Origin of the sequence: Vibrio sp. 10N.239.312.D08, from assembly GCF_041466145.1 — a bacterium.
Lineage (GTDB): Bacteria > Pseudomonadota > Gammaproteobacteria > Enterobacterales > Vibrionaceae > Vibrio > Vibrio crassostreae_C.
Genome location: NZ_JBFSSD010000013.1, coordinates 39319 through 59544, shown reverse-complemented (window position 1 = coordinate 59544; position 20226 = coordinate 39319). Strand labels below are relative to the sequence as shown.

Below are 20226 nucleotides of genomic sequence, written 5' to 3'. Positions count from 1 at the left end.
CAAGGCTAGCGTGGCGCTACTTAACGAACTTCTAATCCAAGGTTGTATTGTGCAAGGCAACGACCGACATAGCTGATTTTCAACAAGGCTGCGATTAAGATGGTGCTGATGTGGGCGACGATTTGAATTGGCAGTGAGAAGTGATCGGCCATTGGATAAGCAACGATAATACTGAGTAGCATAAGCAAGGCGGTGGTTGCTAGACTGAAGTTTGAAACAGAAAGTAGCGTTTGAGAGCGTTGAGTCATCGTCTTCATATTGAATTCCTAATTGCTATTAATAATTATGATACTCGTTATCAATAGCAATTAGCGTTCCATCTTTTATTTGCATTTAAAATCATGATTTTATGAAAATTCATTTACTTTTTGAGTCTAAATGACACGCAGCAGTGTCGAGTCTTTCTGACTTGGTGGTGTTGTTTTACCATTGTCTAAACCCACACGTATCGATGTGGAATCGAACACCAGAATACAACCCCAGCCCAACGTTATTTTTTTGCCCGAATTCCGAATGAATATTTTTAAGTTTCACGTGTAGATCTTCGCGAGTAATGTCATTTGCAGGCACTAGGTCTAAGGCACAAAACTCTAAGTGCTTACTTCGCAGTGCACCACCAGCTTGTTGATTGTAGATATCGGTTCGCTCTCCAGATACTGGTATAACAACACCGATTTCAGGCTCAATATATTGTTGTATGTACTTCAGGGTATTGATCATGTTTGGCACATGTTTCTTATTTGGGAGGGTAAACAAGGTTGTATTACTCATTGCCCAATCCGTCCCTTGCAATAGAACGAGATGCAGAGGCATGCTCTGAGTAACGCCATTGTCCTTGAGTTGTTGTCCGATTGCTCTCACTTGGTCTTGAGCGTGATTGAGGAGCATCCAACCTCGAAATGCTGATCGGGTCGGAACCTTGTAGCCATGAACATCGACCACGAGATCGTCATAAGTGATTTCGGTTTCTTCGGTATAAAGTTTCTCAAATTTTTCAGGGTAAGGTTGTGTCGTTGATAACGCCAAGGTAATCAGAATACTTCCGTACATAAAGTCTCTCCATCGCTAGTGTACACTCGTTATTTAGTTTGATACTGCTGTTGAGTTTCATTCATTTTGCTTAGGTACGCTTAAGCCTAGACGGTTAGGTTTAGATGCTTAAGTATAGACGCTGGAGTTTAGGTAAAAAAAACCCACTACTAAGAGTGGGTTACTAACATTGTTACAAGTAAATTAGCGAGGTTAGATTACTTCTTACCTTGGATTTGCTTGTCTTCTTCTGTCAGTTCACGAATGCGACGGCTGATGTCACGGCGAGCTTTAGAAATCTCAGCGCTCTTGATGATGTGGTCATCAACACGGTCTTCGTAGTCAGCTTTCATATTTTTGATAATGCCTAGGATCTCGTCGTGGGTCATCTCTGGCTTGATGTAATCAAGTAGGTTATCAAGAAGGTCGACACGCTTACGGTTGTCACGAACTTTCTTTTCGTTGTCTAAAAGTTCACGCTTAAGTTTGTTCTTACGTCGTGCTTGGTTAACAATTTCAAATACGCTGCTCATAGATTCCTTTTCCTATTCGTCAAATACGTTGTCTGCTTCTGATTAAAGCACATCAATTGATGATGTAACAGTCTTTAGATCAAAGCAAAAGTAAGGTTGTTTAATTATTCGTCACTCTCGCTGATGTGTGATTGTTTTTATCTTACCGTTCAAGTTAGTATCCCATGTAGATACTGCATTGATACGAAATGTGAAATGAATCAACAACAATTGGAAAACGAAGAATTGGACGAGAATGTCACTGAATCTTCAGCAGAACAAAACAAGCTTCGTGATGCGTATGTACAAGAGCGTACTTATTTGGAAGTCGTGGAAATAGAGCTAAACCGTTCTAAGATCATAATGATTGATGAACAGGGCAGAAAGAAACGAGTACCAATTTTGTCTGAACACTAGTTACTGCATTGTTAGGTGTTGAGATGGAATTATCAAAATAATAAAAAGGAAAAACGATGAACACAGTACTTTCCCCAATTGAAGCGAGAATTATCGGTTGTTTGATCGAGAAAGAAGTCACTACTCCCGATCATTACCCACTGACACTGAACAGTTTAACCACGGCATGCAATCAAAAGAGTAACCGTGAACCTGTTCTCTCTCTTTCTGAGTCAGATGTTTTAGATGCAGTTGATGGTTTAATCGGACGTCGCATGGTGAGTGATGAGAGCAGCTTCAATAGCCGTGTTAATAAGTATCAGCATCGTTTCTGCAACACTGAGTTCGGCGATCTGCAATTTACAGAGCAAGAGCGTGCAATCATCTGCTGTATGTTACTGCGCGGTGCGCAAACACCCGGTGAACTTCGTACTCGAACGGGTCGCCTTGCAAACTTTAGTGATGTGAAAGAAGTAGAAGCAACATTAGACAAACTCGCTGCAAGAGAAGCAGGTGCCTTGGTTGTGAAGCTGCCACGCGAAGCGGGTAAACGTGAATCACGCTACCAGCATCTGTTGAGCGGTGAAGTGGACGTTGAAGCGTTTGCGATGGCATCAGTAAGCGCGGCTGCCCCCTCTGCAACGAGTGAAAAGTTTGAAGAGCTTGAGTCTGAAGTTGCAAGCCTACGAGCAGAAGTGGCAGAGCTTAAGGCTCTGGTTGAATCACTGCTTTAAATGTCAGATGCTGATAAAAATGCGGATTGGGTCGTGTACTTGATCCGCAATCGTCACAATGCCCTTTATTGTGGCGTGACGAACAATCTAGAACGTCGATTTGAACAACATCAAACCGGTAAAGGCGCCAAAGCTTTAAAAGGTAAAGGCCCACTTAAGCTGGTTTGGAGCTTTGGTGTTGGCTCAAAAAGTGAGGCGTTGAAAACCGAATACGCGATCAAGCAGTTGCCCAAATCCCGCAAAGAAAAACTGGTATCACTCAAACTGATTATTGAGTGGCAAAAAGACAAAATTCAATATATCGAAGTCTCATAATTCATAGCTAAAATGTTTGTTATTGATTAAATCTTAATAGTGTAAGGAGCTATATCGGCTCTAGCTAAGCTTATGAATTTAAATGGTAATTACTCTTACCGTGAATAGGCTGAAATCATAATTTAACTCGTTGTTCTTAATCTCCATTCCAAATTAACATATTGCTCATTTAGAATGTCGTTCTAATTAGTGTTAGACGCTATCATTTATCATCGTTGTCCTACATAATATCCATTAGCCATACAAAGAGATGGTGTCATGCTAGGTTAAAAAATGAGCCAAAGTAGCTCATATAAAACGAGAAAAATATGAAACGTTTACTGATGTTGTTTGGACTTGCCGTATTTTCTGCGTCCGCTCTCTCCCATGGTACTCATGTCCTCAATGGGTACTGGGAATACCAAGATTATCTTTCCACTTTTCCAGAACAAAGAGCATTGACCGATAAAATGGTCGAGGCTGTACAAAATCACCCTGTGCCACTGAGAAGAATCCAAGACGAACCAATTACGATTTCCGTGGTGTATCCGGGCCAACAGATCTCGGATTACTGGGTTCGTAATATTCAAGCTTTTGAGAAGCGTCTCGATAGGCTGAAGATCCGCTACCAAATAAATCAAGTATTTACCCGTATTAATGCCGATCTCGCGCAGCAGAGTATTTCGTTGCAAGAAGCGATTGAAAACAAGACGGATTATTTGATTTTCACGCTAGATACCACGCGCCACCGCAAGTTTATCGAGCACGTGTTGACCTCTACAGACACCAAACTGATTCTTCAAAATATCACGACGCCAGTGCGAGCTTGGGCAGATAGACAGCCATTTATGTATGTGGGTTTTGACCATGCGACAGGCAGCTTAAAACTGGCGGACTATTTTAAACAAGTAAGTCCGCCAGACAGTAAGTATTCTGTTTTGTATTACTCACAAGGCTATATCAGTGATGCGCGTGGAGATACTTTTATCCATGAAGTGAATACGGATACCAACTTTACCCTTAAGTCTTCGTTTTACACAAAATCAAACAAAGACAGTGGCTACCAAGCGGCTAAAATCAGCATAGAGAACGATAAGGATCTAGACTTTATCTATGCATGTTCAACGGATGTCGCTCTCGGTGCAATGGAAGCGATTCGTGAATCGGGCCAAGACATCTTAGTGAATGGTTGGGGAGGCGGCTCTGCTGAACTTGAAGCCATTGCAAGGGGCGACCTAGATGTTACTGTCATGCGTATGAACGACGATACAGGCATTGCAATGGCAGAGGCGATCAAGTGGGATCTAGCCGGTTTGGAAGTGCCTACCGTTTACTCTGGTGAATTTGAAATTGTCACCAAGGAAGATTCCCCAGAACGTATTTCAGAACTTAAACAGCGAGCATTTAGGTACTCAGGTCACTAATGAAGAAAAGTTACGCCAGTACACCTAGAAACACTTTAGCTAGACTCATTACGCGTATCGTTATTTTGGTGATAGGCGTGATGGCACTTGGCGTGCTTATTCATAATTATGAAACCAGCAGTAATATCGTACAGCAAGAGACGAATCGAACGGTACAGCAAACCTCAAGCCTGATCCAAAACATGTTTGATTATCGTTTGTCGGTGCTGCAAATCCATCAAGACAGTAGCTCACACAGTGAAACTCTCAGAGAGTATTTTGATACGGGTAATGACGAGACTCTGAGCTACTTTTTCTTTGGTGTTGACCAACGTGAAGCGGATCATGCACCAGATTTACGCTTTGTCTCAACCCACGATGGTTTGGCTTGGGAAGACGGCAACAGTCAATTTTATGGTTTGGATGAGTCCAACTTAAAGCATATTTCTGATGAGGTTTCGTTCAGCAGTAATTGGCATTTTATTAAACTGAGGACAGATATAGGTAAGCGTCACTTGTTGGCTCGCCGTACCCCTATTGTTGATAACGCTACTGGGGAAGTCCTTGGTCAACTCTATATCGCCATTGTGCTTGACAACAACTTCTCTTTGGCTGAGTCAATCCAACAGGGCAGTAATAGCGAAAATATCGTGATTGAAGCGCACGGTACACCGGTGACATCGACATTCAGTGGTGATGAAAGCTACACCATTACTGACATCCTCAATTACCAAATGTACGAACAGTTGCCGCGTCATTTCGTTACCATCGCAACCATTAAGATTAATGCTGTTGAAACTCCTTTAATCATTCGAGCTGTTCAAAAAAATAATAATTTCATTGCGTTAGAAGAGAATTATCAGCGTGCGATCATCGTGGTGATTGTGGTGATCATATTGATGTCTTTTTTTGCTCGAACTTGGATTCAAAAGAGAGTCTCAGCCGAGCTTGATAAGCTAATGGACTTTACTCGTTCGGCAAGTGCTAGCGAAGAGTACAACAAGTTCGATGGCTCTAACATTTTCGAATTTCACCATATTGGTTGTACTCTTGAAGACACCTTTGAGCGCTTATCTGAACAGAATCAAAAATTCCAAGATCTCTTTAACTTTGCTCATTCGCCTATCTTAGTTTGGTCTGAAAAAGGCGATTTGATTCAGATGAACCCCGCCGCTCGCATGGCGTTGTTCGATGCTGATGACAATTATGGTCCAATTGCCCAAGAGTTTGAGCAGCGAATGCTGCCTAATATTCAAATGGTGGTTCAGGGTTCTAAACTGACGGGTATTAACGTACCCATTGGTGAAAAGGTGTTTCGTTGGAACATGTCTGCTATTCGCGTGGAACACGGCATCACAGGAGTGGTGGTACAAGGGCAAGATATTACTAAGCTAATCGAGGCGGAAAGACAGGCTGATCGAGCAAGAGAAGAAGCTGAGCATCTTGCGAATGTGCGAGCAGACTTCTTAGCTAAGATGAGTCATGAGATTCGCACGCCGCTCAACGGTATTCTCGGTGTGTCTCAGTTGCTCAAGCGCTCTATGCACAATGAAGATAATCGCGAGCAGGTGGATGTACTGTGTAATAGTGCGGAACATTTACTGGCGGTACTTAACGATATCTTGGACTTCTCAAAGATTGAGCAAGGGCAGTTTAATATTCAAAAGAAAGACTTCCGTTTAGGGGAGTTAGTTAATACCTTAGACAGCATCTATCGACCGCTGTGTGAAGATAAATCCGTCGAATTTACCATTGTGAATCACTTGGTTGATGACATTGAAATCAATACCGACCAAGTACGCCTCAATCAGATCATGTTTAATCTGTTGAGTAATGCTTTTAAATTCACTCATCAAGGCGGTATCTCCGTCAGCTTTGAGATCGAGAGTATCTTTAACTCCGATCACGCCAGCTTGATCGTTCGAGTGATAGATTCTGGCATTGGTATTGATGAAAGCAAAATTGATGCTGTTTTTGAACCCTTTGTTCAAGCCGAAGAGACCACCACTCGTGAATATGGTGGCACTGGTTTAGGACTTACAATTGTAAAAAATCTGGTCGATATGCTGGAAGGGGACATTCAAGTCCGCAGCGTGATAGGTCAAGGCTCAGAGCTCACGATAGAAATTCCTGTAGTCGTACACGCCAAGCCGCTATTAGTCGATGCTAAGCAACAAGCTGAGGTTGAGCCAGAGGCGTTGTTTAGTCGACCTTTGAATGTGTTGCTGGTGGAAGACAATCACACCAACGCCTTTATTGCTCAGGCTTTCTGTAAGAAATATGGCATGGTCGTCACCTGGGCAAAAGATGGCTTAGAAGCGATTGAGATGGCTAAGACGATTACCTATGACTTGATCTTGATGGATAACCAACTCCCTAATCTCGGTGGTGTTGAAACCACTCAGCAGCTAAGAGGTGAGATTGGTGTGTCAGCCCCTATTTATGCGTGTACCGCTGATGCTCAAGAGTCAACTAGAGACAGCTTTATGGCCGCAGGGGCGAATTACGTGATTGTAAAGCCGATTAAAGAAGAGTCGCTCCACCAAGCGTTTGTTCATTTCAAAAACTCATACTGGAATGACACAGAGCACTAGGCTTTAACTTAGTGCTCTTTAATGGAGTCTGTTGAAGAGAAGTAACTAATTTTCTGCCTTTATATCGAGCCAGCGACAAAGGCTTGTTCCAATAGCAGCGTTTTCAACTCATCACTCATATCTAGGTGTTCAGGGAATTGGATACCTAGCAGCCAGCCTTGTCTTTGCCTTTTCTTACTTACCACCTTGTAGACAAGATCGTCATCTAAGTACTCATTTAAGTCAGAATTAACTTTTATCTTCCAGCCGACATCAATATCTGATTGCTGGGTAAGATAGATACCGCACCCTGACGCTGAAAAGTCGACTAGTGTGGCATCCAGCGACAAGGTATCAAAAGTGACTTCACAGCTGAGACGTACTTTATACCTTTCGTGTTCACGAATAGGCTTGGTTGCAAAGTTTGAGGGTGGGCGAAGGAAGATTAGATGTGCTGGAGAGGTGATATGAGCCAGTACATTGGTTTTGAACGCGACAATGTGCCCAAGTTCGGTGTCGGTAATCGCACGAACAATAATATCAACGTTTGTGAGCTTTCTCAGCGTTAGTGCTTCTGTCGCTTTTTGCGTAAGCTCTAGGATGAGGTACTGATCTTCTTTGTGTCCGATATAAAGTGTACTGATCTGGATTGAGTCGTCTGGGCCAAATTCCAATACACCTGCTGTTTTTGTACCTGGCTTTAGGTATCTGAACAGTTCTAAGTTTTTATCTTTATGCATATTCGTTACTGAACAATGTTAATCGTTTGATAAAATAATATAACGCCCTGATAAAACTATGTCATTAGTTTCATTGAAGTAATTAGCAGCGTACAACAAAAAAGTGAATCGCTATCTCAAGTAAACAACGGCTTACTCTTGTCGTAAAACAAGATACACTGCTGACAGATATATACTTGATGGAGAAATAGTAAATGGAACTGGAAACCTTATTGAATACTCTGGCTGAAACCCCAGAGGCCGTGCAATTTGAAGATACAATGCAAGTGATCGAAGCTCACTATGATTTTTCTGAGCGCGAATTTCGCAATGGTGAGGTAGTGAACGCTGCAGGGCAGAATAATGGTTCGTGTAAGATTTTTGCTTTTGGTTTAGAACAAAGCCTATCAGCAGAGCAAACACTTGCTTGTTTTGGTCAATTTTATCGTAACGACGTGCTAGGTTTTCCTGAGAACAGCGACCATCAAAATATTCGTAACTTTATGGTTCATGGCTGGAATGGTATCCAGTTTTCTCAGCCTGCGCTGGTTGCAAAAGTGAAGTAGACACTAACCAGGTAACGATTAGGTCGAAATTTAATCTCAGTATTTTGAAGCGAGAAAACAACCTCTCGCTTTTTTTGTCTATGTTGAACTGGCTAGTAACTTGCTATCCAGTAACTTACTAAATGGGCTCTAAACTACTGAACGGGCAGGGCAGACAAGCACTTACGACACATACAAACTCCAGCCTTTGGAATATCGCTAGTATCTCGTTTTTCTAACTCAAAACACCAACACGTCTCTTTGCCCGCACTGATATCGCATTGAGCTGGCTCATTACACTGTGGACATTGGTGAGTCGAACTCGCGCCACTAAGATTATCCATAACCGACGTTTGCTCTTCTTCAGATAAGCCTTTCCAACCTATAATTTCATCCATTGTTCGAAAGCAGCCACTACACATTCCGCCATTATTTTTACAAGCCGCTCGGCAAGGTGTTTTCATTTCTCTAACCTGTGATTCATTTGGGCTGAAATGTAGCATATTTGTTTCTTCTTGAAGAGCCGTTAAGCTAAGAAATTACTCAGTTAAATTTAGAAATGACCTCGTAATTTTTAGGCTTTTCATGTAGCATCTCGCCCCTTTTGTTGAGTGGGGGATATTATGTTTATTGGATTTGATTATGGAACAGCGAACTGTTCTGTCGCGGCGATGGTTAATGGAGAGCCAAGCCTGTTACCGCTCGAAGGTAACAACCACTATATTCCCTCAACCGTGTTTGCGCCTACTCGTGAGAGTGTTTCTGAACATCTATTCCGCCACTTGAATATCAAGCCGAGTGATGCGATCGGTGAGCAAGTGTTACGACGTGCGATCGCTCTGAACAGAGAAGAGAGTATCGACTTAGTGCCAGAAGACATGGCATTTGGTCAGGCTGCGTTGGACTTATATTTAGAAGACCCTCGCGATGTTTATTATGTTAAGTCCCCTAAATCTTTCCTTGGCGCGAGTGGACTGCATGATGTGCAGGTGAGCTTTTTCGAAGATTTAGTGTGCGCCATGATGGCAAATATCAAGAATCAAGCCGAACTCACGACTCAAGAGCAGATCAAGCAAGCTGTTATCGGCCGACCAATTAACTTCCACGGTCGAGGTGGTGAAGAGGCGAACAGACAAGCTGAAGACATACTGTCTCGCGCAGCTAAGCGTGCCGGTTTCCTTGATATCGCTTTTCAATTTGAGCCCGTAGCCGCAGGCCTTGATTACGAAAGCACATTAACTGAAAACCAAACAGTATTGGTTGTTGATATTGGCGGTGGTACCACCGATTGCTCATTATTAGAAATGGGACCAACGTGGTCTGTTAAAGCGGATCGTACCCAGAGCTTGTTGGCACACAGTGGGCAAAGGGTAGGGGGGAATGACCTCGATATCTATCTTGCATTCAAACAACTGATGTCACCTTTTGGTATGGGCAGCAAAGGCATTTCGGGTATTGATATGCCACTGACTCAATTCTGGAACCCAATTGCGATTAATAATGTTGAAGCTCAAAAGAACTTCTATTCAAGAGAAAACCTAGCGGCATTAAAATTACTTCGTAAAGAAGCGTCAGAGCCTCAAAAGCTAGAACGTTTGATGAAGGTTTATCACGACACTTTGGGTTACGGTATTGTGCGTAGAGCGGAAGAGGCCAAGATTGCGCTGGCAGAATCCCCTCAATATCGTGCTGCGATTAATGTTGCCTCTGAACTGGTCGAGGTAGATATCTCAGTCGAACAGATGGTTGAAGCGATTGAAACACCAAAGTCTAAGATGATTGAGTTGGTTAAAGAAGCGATTCAACAAGGCCAGAAAAAGCCAGACGTAATCTACATGACGGGTGGTTCCGCTCGTTCACCGATACTTCGTGAAGCCGTACAACAAGCTGTGCCGAATGTACCGATTGTGAGTGGTAATTACTTCGGTTCAGTAACTGCAGGTTTAGCTCGTTGGGCTGAGGTTTGCTTCAAATAAGAGTTCAATGATGAGTTATGAAGGGCAACCAGTCGCTGATTGGTTGCCCTTTTTTTGTTTTTCTCTAATGAACTTTCTATTGAACGATTTTTCCTAGCTCATATTGGGATTTGTTTCACAAAGCTAAATATTTCAGCTGAGCTCTACGTGTTACAAAATGTTTCAAAGGCAAAGGCGAGCCTCTCGATGGTCTGATGAGTTACCTTGGGTTTAGATTTTTAATGCTTTCTTGGTGATTATAAAATCAAAAATAATCAAAGTAATTATCTCAAAGAATGAAAAGAGCTCCCAGTGATTACTGTATTATTTATTTGTTTTAGAAGGTATTTTTGTTTTTTATAGTGCGATTTTTTTTATTTTATATATTTTAATGCAACTTTCTTGTCATTCGTATATTAGGGTTTGCCTACTTGTTAAATGCAGGTAACAACTTCTCCGTAAGCACGAGGTTGTTAGTGAATAACTCACCCAGTTACATAATGGACATGACAAATGAATAAGAAACTTTTAGCGCTAGCAATTTCTGGTGCAGTATTTGGTACACAGGCAGTTGCAGTAGAACTTTACAACGAAGACGGAACAACATTCTCTGTTGGCGGCCACGTTTCAGTTGCAGTTGGTGATGTAAACAGCGCTGACCGCCTTAACAGCGACGACATCGGTGTAGAAACTGTTTCTCCACGTATCAACTTCGGTGCAACTCATGAACTTGGTAACGGCTTTACTGCTGATGCTAAAGGTGAATGGGCGCTAAACATGCTAGACGGTGGTGATCAGTCATTCACAACTCGTCTTGGTTACGTTGGCCTTTCTCACGATGATTACGGTCGTGCAGCAGTAGGTACTCAATGGGCACCTTACTACAACGTTGCTGGTGTAGCAGATATGCCAATCGCATTTGCGAATGACTTCATCTACGAAGATCACGGTAATCTAGGTACTGGTCGTGCTGAAGAGATGGTGAGCTACGCTAACGCTGTGGATTTCGGTAACGCTGGCTCTCTAGCAATTGGCGTTGCATGGCAAGGTCGTAAGGTTTCTGACGAAAAATACAACGAAGTTGCTTCAGAGAATAAGTACGGCAACCGTGCTCAAATCGCGTTGAACTACGATATCGCTAACTTCTCTGTGAACTACGCTTACAATACTGGTGACGTTACTTTCGGTACTGGTGCTAATGTTGGTACTGATTCAAAGACTGCTGATTCTAATGTACTAAGTGCAACTTACGGTTCATACGGTTCTGAAGGTCTTTACGTTGCAGCTGTATACGCAGCGAACAACTACATGAATAATGGTAAGTTTGGCGTTATTTCAGAGTCTACAGGTTACGAATTTTTAGCATCTTACGCACTAGCTAACAGCCTTAACCTAAGCGTTAACTACGAAGCGGTAGAAGACGACAAGAACAGCGAAACTGTATACAGCACTTCAGCTCTACAAGCTGAATACAACTTCACATCTCAGTTCGTAGGCTTTGCTGGTTACCAGTTCGACCTACAAGGTTCTGGCGTGTACAAAGAAAAAGCTGATGACCAGTGGCTACTTGGTGCTCGTTACTACCTATAAGTCGCAGACTTATTTAGCATAGTGTTTACTCCTTAAGTTTACCTTTTAGGATACTGTCCTAGACACCATGCTAAGCCCTCTCAAGCCTTTGGTTTGAGAGGGCTTCTTTCGTTTTAATGCTCTTCAAATTTAACTGCCTACTTTAGTTTCATTTTCTCTAATTTATGTAAGCCGATGACTCTATTCCTGCTGGGTCGGTCGAGGTATACACCGATATTTACCTAAAAGTATTCAAATCAATGAATTGAGCTCAAGATCAGAATTTAGAGATCGGTAATCATCTTGTCGAAGACTCTCATTTTATGATGCGCTAAACTCTGCTCTCTAAAAATAGTTCAGGGATAAACTATGAGCAGCGTTGTCGATCAGGAACAGCTGATGAATTCGAGACGAACAGCAACCCCAACAAAAGTACTGTGTGTTGGGCGTAACTATGTCGATCACATTGAAGAACTTAACAACGCGATCCCTGACTCTATGGTGGTGTTTAATAAACCAAGCACCAGCGTGACTTCCTCTCTTTCTTCGTTTCATCAAGAAGCGCTGCACTACGAAGCAGAGATCTGTTTTATTGTTGAAAACGGTGAATACTCTGCTGTGGGATTCGGCTTAGACCTTACCAAGCGTGAGTTGCAAAGCAGTTTAAAAGCCAAAGGTTTACCTTGGGAGCGTGCCAAAGCCTTTGATGGTTCCGCTGTCTTTAGTCGCTTTGTTCCCGTTGATAATTTTGATCTCTCTGACTTAAACCTAGAATTATTTATTAACTGTGTTCGTGTTCAGAAAGGACATGTTGAGCAGATGCTTTACTCTCCAAAAACTATCCTAGAAGAGCTGTCTTCTTATACCACCTTACTAGACGGCGATGTTGTGATGACAGGTACGCCAAAAGGTGTTGGGGCCGTACATCGAGGCGATATCTTCCTTGGTCGCCTAAAGTGTGGCGATACGACATTGATTGAGATCGAATGGGTAGCAAGTTAATTAGTCTTTTCTATTTAGTTAATAAATTGGCTTTGTCGCTTAATGTTGGTTTTTAATTCGATTAAATAAACGTCGAACAACTGATTGCATCTGGAAGGGTGTTAGTAATTGATATAAAATCCGCCTCCGTTTTTATCAATGCTGACCCTCATGATCGACTTAACCATTTTACCTGTCTACCTGACTGCCGTTGTTGCACTTCTTCTTTTACCTGGCCCTGATATGTTACTGATTGCGAGTTCAAGCATGAGCTATGGCCGTAAGGTCGGCGTGTTTGCAAGCCTAGGTAATGCGACTTCTGGAATCATTCTGACAGTATTAGCGGCTATGGGTGTATCAGCGTTGATCGCAATGAGCCCAATAGCGCTTAAAGCTCTACATTTGTTAGGCGGCGCGTACTTGTTGAAGATGGGATGGGACTGCCTGCGAACAAAGCAGGGTAACGCGCCTGAGTTAAGCGATAACTTTGCAGCAAAAGCCTACTATCAAAGAGCGCTAATCAGTAACCTGCTTAATCCTAAAGCGTTGGTTTTCTTTGTGATGTTTCTGCCTCAGTTTGTGTCGACGAATATTGAAGCGACTTCCGGTCAGCAGATGCTTGTTCTGGGTTTATTACTGAATGTTCTCGGCTTAACGTTTAACTTTTTGCTGGTGGCGTTAGTGGGTACGATTGGTAAATCTCTCGTAGAAAACGCGAAGTTTCGTACCTATCAACAGAAAGTCATGGGCGGAGTTTTCATCGTGTTAGCTATCTGGATGTTGTCTTCTTTCTTTACTTCGTAGACGAATCAAATCAGACATCTTCTCGTGGTTAGCCGCTGAGACAAAAATGGACGCTACGAGCGTCCATTTTTTATATTTAACCGTTACATGTTGAACGCGCTAAATCGCTATGAATTCAACTCTTGTTGGTGTTGTTCAATCAGTTTCTCCATGTACTTCTCACCGCGCAGGCGAGTGTCTTCGTAGGTTTCTGTCCCTTCAAATTTTGTCACCGTCTCATAGTAGACCTTAACTTTTGGCTCAGTACCGGAAGGTCTTACGATAATGCGTGAACCATCTTCGAGATGATAGATGAGTACGTCACTTGCAGGCAGGTTAATGGCTTCAGTATTGCCTCCAATGACGAAGCGTAAAGAAGACTGCAAATCTTCAATTACAGAGATAGCGACACCGTTGATTGCTTTAGGCTGTGCCGAGCGGAGCTTAGAACCAATCGATGGTGAATCTGGGTCTAGTGCAATACTTCGCTGAGCGTTGGTATGAACCCCATGTTCAAATGAAATTTGAGCAAGAAGATCCCAGACCGTTCGACCTTGAGATTTGAGCTCTTCAATCAGTTGAGCGAAAACAACGATGGCAGACAGCCCATCCTTGTCCCGTACTTGAGTACCAATTGTGTAGCCTAGCGCTTCTTCATAGGCAAACAAGAACTCGTTCTGATCATCTTCTAATTGCATGCCAATATTCGCCAACCATTTAAAACCTGTCAGCGTTTGGAAATAAGTCGCACCATGAGATTGAGCCACTTTTTCAAGTAAGGTTGAAGATACGATACTGTTACCAACTAATTGGTTTTTGGTATGCGGCTTTGAGAGTAGATAATGAGCGAATAGCACGCCGACTTGGTCACCTGTTAGCATTTTGTAAGAGCCATCATCTGTTCTCACTGCAACCGCAAATCGGTCTGCATCTGGATCGTTGGCACAAGCAATGTCGGCATCGACACTTTTGGCTAGGTTAACCACCAGATCCATCGCGCCTTTTTCTTCCGGATTCGGGAAGTTGACGGTCGGGAAGTTACCATCGGGCTCTCTTTGTTCTGCAACGCTGAATACCTTATGGAAACCAGAATCATGAAGTAGATCCTCAGCCATTTGTGCGCCGACACCATGCATTGCGGTATAGGTGATGGTGGTGTTCGCCGATTCGATCTCTTTACTCACGTATGGGCTCTGATTGATCGCAGCGCGGTACGTTTGATAATAGCCTTCAGTCAACCACACCAACTTACCTTGTGTTTCAGCATCACTTAAGCTCATTAAAGGGAGCGGCTTAGTTGATGCGATATCGATTTCAGCGGCAATGCCTGCATCGTGAGGAGGAATGATTTGAGCGCCATTCTCCCAGTACACTTTGAAACCATTGTATTCCGGCGGGTTGTGACTGGCCGTCACCACAACAGCAGCGGCGGCGTTGAAGTGTTCAATGCCAAAGGCAACGATAGGGGTAGCCGCGACGTTAGAGGTTAGGTAAACCTTAATGCCTAAAGCCGTGAGTACGGAAGCGGTATCAATCGCGAACTGCTTTGAATCTAAACGGCCGTCATAACCGACGATCACACCGCGAATGGTCGCATTAGCGACATGTTCGATTAAGTAGTGGCCGAGTCCAGTTGCTGTTTCCTGTATGACTAAACGGTTCATTCGATTTGGCCCGCATCCAACTTTGCCTCTAAGTCCTGCTGTTCCGAACTCTAATCGTTGGGTAAAACGATCTTCAAGTTCGTCGTGCATTCCCTCATCGATGAGGTGTTGAAGTTCTTCACGAGTTCTTGGGTCTGGGTCTCTCGCTAACCAATTCATTGCATCTTGCATAATCACTAAACCTATTAATGTCTGTATGACTTACCGTTGATTTAATTTAAGTGATATTAATTCTCATTTCCATGAAAGCAATCGTAAAACTCGATATAAAATAAATTCCAACGGCAAGAGGGCACGTAGATTAAGCCACTTCAAATAATTGACTGTTTAGTAAGTAAACTTACCTTGAACAATTGGATATCACTAACTAGCCTTTTACATAAATATAACAAAATTTAACAAATTCGCCGTTTTTGAATCTTTCATGGAAACCTCCAGCGCTTTTGAACCGTATTAGTTCTTGGGTTATATGAGGTCAGTAGCCTGCTCACAGGCTAGTTCCATGTGAGTTGTAGATTGAGATTCAGCCTTTTCATGTGTAGCCGGAATAACAATGAATGTTGTCCAGCTCTTCATGACATATAGCTCGCAACTACATTTAGGTCGCAAGTATCCAATTAGGAAGGACAAGGAGAGATCTTTTGAAAAGATTACTGGTTAGGCTAGCGTGGCTTTTGAAGAGTTTTGTTGTGCTTTTAGTATCGCCTTTAGTGCACGCAAGCAGTGATTACAACATGACTCAAGGTGTCACTGAGATCAGTGGTAAGGTGTATGAACTTCATATGCTGATCTTCTACATCTGTTGTGCGATTGCCTTTGTTGTTTTTGGTGTGATGTTTTATTCGATTTTGAGGCACAGGAAATCGAAGGGCGCAGTTGCTGCCCATTTTCACGAAAGCACGAAAGTCGAAATTCTTTGGACCATCATCCCTATTATCATCCTCATCGCTATGGCGATACCCGCCACCAAAACTTTGATAGCGATGGAAGATACCTCCCAATCAGATCTGACCGTTAAAATCACTGGCTCACAATGGAAATGGCATTACAGCTATTTTGGTGAAGACGTCGAATTTTTCAGCCTTCTAGCGACCAGTGACAAAGAGATTGAAGGTCTCGAAGTGAAAGGCGCGCATTACTTGCTAGAAGTTGATAAGCCGCTGGTACTGCCTGTTGACCGTAAAGTCCGTTTCTTGATGACTTCCGATGATGTGATTCACTCATGGTGGGTGCCAGCATTCGCCGTTAAGAAAGATACCATTCCGGGCTTTATTAATGAGGCTTGGACTAAGATAGATGAGCCTGGTGTTTACCGAGGGCAGTGTGCAGAGTTGTGTGGTCGTGCCCATGGTTTCATGCCGATCGTGGTGCATGCCATGGAAGAAGATGAGTTTGACGCATGGTTAGCGGAGCAGAAAGAGTTAGCGATAGCCGAACAACAAGCCGCAAAAGATGCATTAGATGCGTCACTTTCCTTGGCGGAGTTGAATACCATCGGTGAAGAGGTTTACAAAACTCGATGTGCGGTTTGTCACCAAGCAAACGGTGAGGGCATTCCTGGAGCATTCCCTGCCATCAAAGGAAGTCCTATTGCCCTTGGTGATGTGGATGTTCATATCGACACAATTGTTTATGGTCGTGGCGGTACGGCGATGCAAGCATTCGATAATCAGTTAACCGAGAAAGAGATCGCAGCGGTAGTAACTTATCAACGAAACGCTTGGGGTAATGATACCGGCGATATTGTTCAGGCCTCAGATATCAACGCTTATAAGGCGAAGCAAGAAGGCAGTTCTGAAAGCTCAACGGATGATGCACAAAATGATGCTAAGGATCAGTTATGAGTTCACCAATCAATAAGCCGGTGAAATCGGCTCCTGCAGAAGACCAAGTTCTGAGCCATTCTGCGGAAGGTACGCTGGGCAATGATGATTTGCCTGTTGACGATCACTACTCACATGCGGCACCTAAAGGCTGGGCTCGTTGGCTTTACTCAACCAATCATAAAGACATCGGTACACTTTATTTGTGGTTCAGCTTTGCAATGTTCTTAACGGGCGGCGCAATGGCGATGGTGATCCGTGCGGAGCTGTTCCAACCGGGTTTGCAACTCGTTGAGCCAGATTTCTTCAATCAGATGACTACAGTCCATGGTTTAATCATGGTATTCGGTGCCGTAATGCCTGCATTTACGGGTTTGGCTAACTGGATGATTCCGATGATGATCGGTGCACCAGATATGGCGCTGCCGAGAATGAACAACCTCAGTTTCTGGATCTTGCCTTTTGCGTTTCTAATCTTAATCGGATCTTTGTTTACAGAGGGTGGCGGCCCGAGCTTTGGTTGGACCTTCTACGCGCCACTCTCGACAACTTATGGCCCAGACAGTACCGCGCTATTCGTATTCTCAGTTCATATTATGGGGATCAGTTCGATCATGGGGGCGATTAACGTCATCGTAACCATAGTGAACATGCGCGCTCCGGGTATGACTTGGTTCAAGCTACCGATGTTCGTATGGACATGGTTAATTACCGCTTTCTTGCTGATAGCCGTGATGCCCGTTCTCGCGGGGGCTGTGACTATGGTACTGACTGACAAGTATTTTGGGACTAGCTTCTTTGATGCCGCTGGTGGTGGGGACCCGGTGATGTTCCAGCACATATTCTGGTTCTTTGGGCACCCCGAAGTGTACATCATGATCTTGCCATCTTTTGGTATTGTCTCAGCCATCATCCCTGCATTCAGTGGTAAGCGCCTGTTTGGTTATCACTCGATGGTTTATGCGACCTGTAGTATCGCACTGTTGTCATTCTTGGTTTGGGCACACCACATGTTCACCACGGGTATGCCAGTATTTGCCGAACTGTTCTTCATGTATTGCACCATGTTGATAGCGGTGCCGACCGGTGTGAAAGTCTTCAACTGGGTGGCGACCATGTGGCGCGGTGCTTTGACCTTTGAAACACCAATGCTGTTTGCGATTGCCTTCATTGTTTTGTTTACGATTGGCGGGTTATCTGGATTGATGCTCGCTATCGTGCCAGCTGATTTCCAATACCACGATACTTATTTTGTTGTGGCTCACTTCCATTATGTTCTGGTAACCGGTGCCGTGTTCTCGATTATGGCTGCTGCCTATTATTGGCTGCCTAAGTGGACCGGACATATGTACGACCACAAGCTCAGCCTGTGGCATTTCTGGACGTCGGTGATTTCAGTTAATGTACTGTTTTTCCCGATGCACTTTTTAGGGTTAGCGGGTATGCCGCGTCGTATTCCTGATTATGCGATTCAGTTTGCTGACGTTAACCAAGTCGTGTCGATTGGTGGTTTTGCGTTTGGGTTGTCTCAGCTAATTTTCTTATGGCTAGCGATTAAGTGCGTAAGAGGGGGAGAGCCTGCGCCAAGTAAGCCTTGGGATAGAGCTGAAGGTCTTGAATGGACAGTACCAAGCCCTGCGCCTCACCACACCTTTACCCATCCGCCGAAAGTGGATTAGAGGGCAGAACCATGAGTGATAAGCAAAGCGATCCCAATCAAGATAAAAAACAACCTAAGCGCCTGTCTAATAAGCGATCGACCAAAAAGCTGACGGGCTACTTGGTGTTGAGCGTGGTTGCGATGTTTTGCTTCGGTTTCGCTTTGGTGCCGCTCTACGATGTCATGTGTGAGGCCTTAGGCATCAATGGCAAAACTAATACTGTTTCAGCGGTGCAACCTCAGGGAATGCAGCCAGACTACTCTCGTACGGTTCGAGTCGAATTCATGTCCCACATCAAGCCAGATATGCCATGGCAGTTTTCGCCTGAAGTTCGAGTGTTAGAGGTTCATCCTGGTGAAGTGGTTCAAACTAACTACATTGCCAAAAACCTTTCTGGAGCCTCATTGGTTGGCCAAGCCGTACCGTCGGTTTCTCCAGGTATGGGGGCAACCTACTTCAATAAGATGGAATGCTTTTGCTTTAATCAGCAGCCATTGGACGGGCACAAGAGCGCAGAAATGGGTTTGATATTTTACATTGAGCCAGATATTCCAGAATCGATACATACGCTGACGCTCTCTTACACATTATTCAATATCACGAATGAGGTGGGTGCTGCGGCCAATAAATCTGAGCCTAACGTACTCGCAAGTAACTAGGAATTTACAGAACCAGTATCAACATAAGGAGTTGAGCGATGAGTTCTAAAAAGGAAGTGTATTTCGTTCCACATCAAAGTCACTGGCCATTGGTGGGTGCTGTAGCACTGTTTTTGGTCGCGGTTGGCGCTGGCTTGACGGTGCAAAACATGGGTACCGACGCCGCAGGTGGTGTGTTTGGCAAAGCGGTGTTGTTAGTCGGGTTTGCTGTGCTGCTTTACATGCTCGCAGGTTGGTTTAGCAATGTGATCACAGAATCATTGAGTGGTCTCTATTCTGAGCAGATTTCTCGTTCTTTTAGACAAGGAATGAGTTGGTTCATCTTTTCCGAAATCATGTTCTTTGGCGCTTTCTTTGGCGCGCTTTTCTATGCTCGAATGATTTCTGTGCCTTGGATTGGTGGTGCGGGCAATAATGAAATGACCCATGAAGTATTGTGGCCGATGTTCCAATCAATTTGGCCACTAACGACGACCCCTGATGGCGTAACGACACAAGCCATGCCTTGGCAAGGTATCCCGCTTGAGAACACCATTATTCTGCTGCTTTCCTCTGTGACGCTGCACATGGCACATATCAGTCTTGAACAAAATAAGCGTATGGCTTTGATCGTGTGGTTGGAGATAACCATTGTTCTGGCTGGCTTCTTCCTGTTCTTCCAAGTTGAAGAGTATCTTCACGCTTATCAAGAGATGGGGCTGACACTTCAGTCTGGCATCTACGGTAATACCTTCTTTTTGCTGACTGGGTTTCATGGCTTACATGTCTGTTTAGGGACGATCTTTTTGATTGTGTTGCTGGCAAGGGTTGCGAAAGACCACTTCACTCCGAAAGACCACTTTGCGTTCCAAGCGGGCAGTTGGTATTGGCACTTTGTTGATGTGGTTTGGTTAGGCCTGTTTGTATTTGTCTATGTGCTTTAACTG

At 43.8% G+C, this 20226-nt stretch carries 20 protein-coding genes; 14 read left to right on the top strand and 6 right to left on the bottom strand.

Going from position 1 to position 20226, the window contains the following annotated elements:
- Positions 1-20 precede the first annotated feature (20 nt).
- From AB6D58_RS09385 to AB6D58_RS09375, 3 genes are all read right to left on the bottom strand, one after another.
- Positions 21-257 (bottom strand): hypothetical protein, encoded by a 237-nt coding sequence (locus AB6D58_RS09385; RefSeq protein WP_081229931.1) that lies wholly within the window; start codon positions 255-257, stop codon positions 21-23.
- A gap of 166 nt (positions 258-423) precedes the next feature.
- Positions 424-1050, bottom strand: a complete 627-nt coding sequence (locus AB6D58_RS09380) for a D-Ala-D-Ala carboxypeptidase family metallohydrolase (RefSeq protein ID WP_017064850.1) — start codon at positions 1048-1050, stop codon at positions 424-426.
- Between the two features lie 197 nt (positions 1051-1247).
- Positions 1248-1562 carry a DUF496 family protein gene (locus AB6D58_RS09375; protein ID WP_004742367.1) on the bottom strand — a complete coding sequence of 105 codons (315 nt, stop codon included), beginning with the start codon at positions 1560-1562 and terminating at the stop codon, positions 1248-1250.
- 195 nt (positions 1563-1757) lie between these two features.
- Here AB6D58_RS09375 and AB6D58_RS09370 point away from each other — a divergent pair, with 195 nt between their 5' ends.
- The 5 genes from AB6D58_RS09370 (at position 1758) to luxQ (ending at position 6962) form a co-directional block, all read left to right on the top strand.
- Positions 1758-1958 carry a hypothetical protein gene (locus AB6D58_RS09370; RefSeq protein WP_017061770.1) on the top strand — a complete coding sequence of 67 codons (201 nt, stop codon included), beginning with the start codon at positions 1758-1760 and terminating at the stop codon, positions 1956-1958.
- Between the two features lie 56 nt (positions 1959-2014).
- Complete coding sequence (locus AB6D58_RS09365) at positions 2015-2671, top strand: YceH family protein (protein ID WP_017061769.1); 657 nt, start codon at positions 2015-2017, stop codon at positions 2669-2671.
- Complete coding sequence (locus tag AB6D58_RS09360) at positions 2672-2986, top strand: GIY-YIG nuclease family protein (protein ID WP_017061768.1); 315 nt, start codon at positions 2672-2674, stop codon at positions 2984-2986.
- A gap of 308 nt (positions 2987-3294) precedes the next feature.
- Positions 3295-4389, top strand: a complete 1095-nt coding sequence (locus AB6D58_RS09355; protein ID WP_136973815.1) for an autoinducer 2-binding periplasmic protein LuxP — start codon at positions 3295-3297, stop codon at positions 4387-4389.
- Positions 4389-6962 (top strand): quorum-sensing autoinducer 2 sensor kinase/phosphatase LuxQ, encoded by a 2574-nt coding sequence (gene luxQ / locus AB6D58_RS09350; protein ID WP_372157107.1) that lies wholly within the window; start codon positions 4389-4391, stop codon positions 6960-6962. The genes AB6D58_RS09355 and luxQ overlap by 1 nt, the downstream gene beginning before the upstream one ends.
- Before the next feature lie 59 nt (positions 6963-7021).
- Here luxQ and AB6D58_RS09345 read toward each other — a convergent pair whose 3' ends face one another.
- A complete protein-coding gene (locus tag AB6D58_RS09345; RefSeq protein ID WP_017066093.1) occupies positions 7022-7681 on the bottom strand; it encodes a PilZ domain-containing protein in 660 nt (219 codons plus the stop codon).
- Positions 7682-7875: 194 nt separating this feature from the next.
- Between AB6D58_RS09345 and AB6D58_RS09340 the strand changes: the two genes are divergently transcribed.
- Complete coding sequence (locus AB6D58_RS09340) at positions 7876-8226, top strand: HopJ type III effector protein (protein ID WP_102394145.1); 351 nt, start codon at positions 7876-7878, stop codon at positions 8224-8226.
- Between the two features lie 134 nt (positions 8227-8360).
- On the opposite strand, the gene AB6D58_RS09335 is transcribed toward AB6D58_RS09340, so the two are convergent.
- Complete coding sequence (locus AB6D58_RS09335) at positions 8361-8669, bottom strand: DUF1289 domain-containing protein (RefSeq protein ID WP_080582242.1); 309 nt, start codon at positions 8667-8669, stop codon at positions 8361-8363.
- A gap of 159 nt (positions 8670-8828) precedes the next feature.
- On the opposite strand from AB6D58_RS09335, the gene yegD reads away from it, so the two are divergent.
- From yegD to AB6D58_RS09315, 4 genes are all read left to right on the top strand, one after another.
- Positions 8829-10181, top strand: a complete 1353-nt coding sequence (gene yegD / locus AB6D58_RS09330; RefSeq protein ID WP_372157105.1) for a molecular chaperone — start codon at positions 8829-8831, stop codon at positions 10179-10181.
- A 492-nt stretch (positions 10182-10673) separates the two neighbouring features.
- Complete coding sequence (locus AB6D58_RS09325; RefSeq protein ID WP_102393160.1) at positions 10674-11750, top strand: porin; 1077 nt, start codon at positions 10674-10676, stop codon at positions 11748-11750.
- Between the two features lie 348 nt (positions 11751-12098).
- Positions 12099-12731, top strand: coding sequence for a fumarylacetoacetate hydrolase family protein (locus tag AB6D58_RS09320; protein WP_017071641.1), 633 nt, complete (start codon positions 12099-12101; stop codon positions 12729-12731).
- Between the two features lie 150 nt (positions 12732-12881).
- Entirely contained in the window at positions 12882-13514 is a 633-nt protein-coding gene (locus tag AB6D58_RS09315; protein WP_372157102.1) for a LysE family translocator, read from the top strand.
- Positions 13515-13621: 107 nt separating this feature from the next.
- Here AB6D58_RS09315 and AB6D58_RS09310 read toward each other — a convergent pair whose 3' ends face one another.
- A complete protein-coding gene (locus AB6D58_RS09310; RefSeq protein WP_372157100.1) occupies positions 13622-15328 on the bottom strand; it encodes a phospho-sugar mutase in 1707 nt (568 codons plus the stop codon).
- A gap of 470 nt (positions 15329-15798) precedes the next feature.
- On the opposite strand from AB6D58_RS09310, the gene coxB reads away from it, so the two are divergent.
- Genes coxB through AB6D58_RS09290 form a run of 4 tightly spaced genes read left to right on the top strand, consistent with a single transcriptional unit; the run spans position 15799 to position 20223 of the window.
- The gene (gene coxB, locus AB6D58_RS09305) at positions 15799-17001 is read left to right on the top strand and encodes a cytochrome c oxidase subunit II (protein WP_017061757.1); all 1203 of its coding nucleotides are present in this window, start codon (positions 15799-15801) and stop codon (positions 16999-17001) included.
- Positions 16998-18659: a cytochrome c oxidase subunit I gene (ctaD, locus tag AB6D58_RS09300; protein WP_372105164.1), complete on the top strand. Its 1662-nt coding sequence runs from the start codon at positions 16998-17000 to the stop codon at positions 18657-18659. Before coxB ends, ctaD begins: the two co-directional genes overlap by 4 nt.
- Positions 18660-18670: 11 nt before the next feature.
- On the top strand, positions 18671-19300 hold the full coding sequence (locus AB6D58_RS09295; protein WP_017064839.1) for a cytochrome c oxidase assembly protein: 630 nt from the start codon (positions 18671-18673) through the stop codon (positions 19298-19300).
- A 38-nt stretch (positions 19301-19338) separates the two neighbouring features.
- Positions 19339-20223, top strand: a complete 885-nt coding sequence (locus AB6D58_RS09290; RefSeq protein ID WP_372157098.1) for a cytochrome c oxidase subunit 3 — start codon at positions 19339-19341, stop codon at positions 20221-20223.
- Positions 20224-20226: the final 3 nt, after the last annotated feature.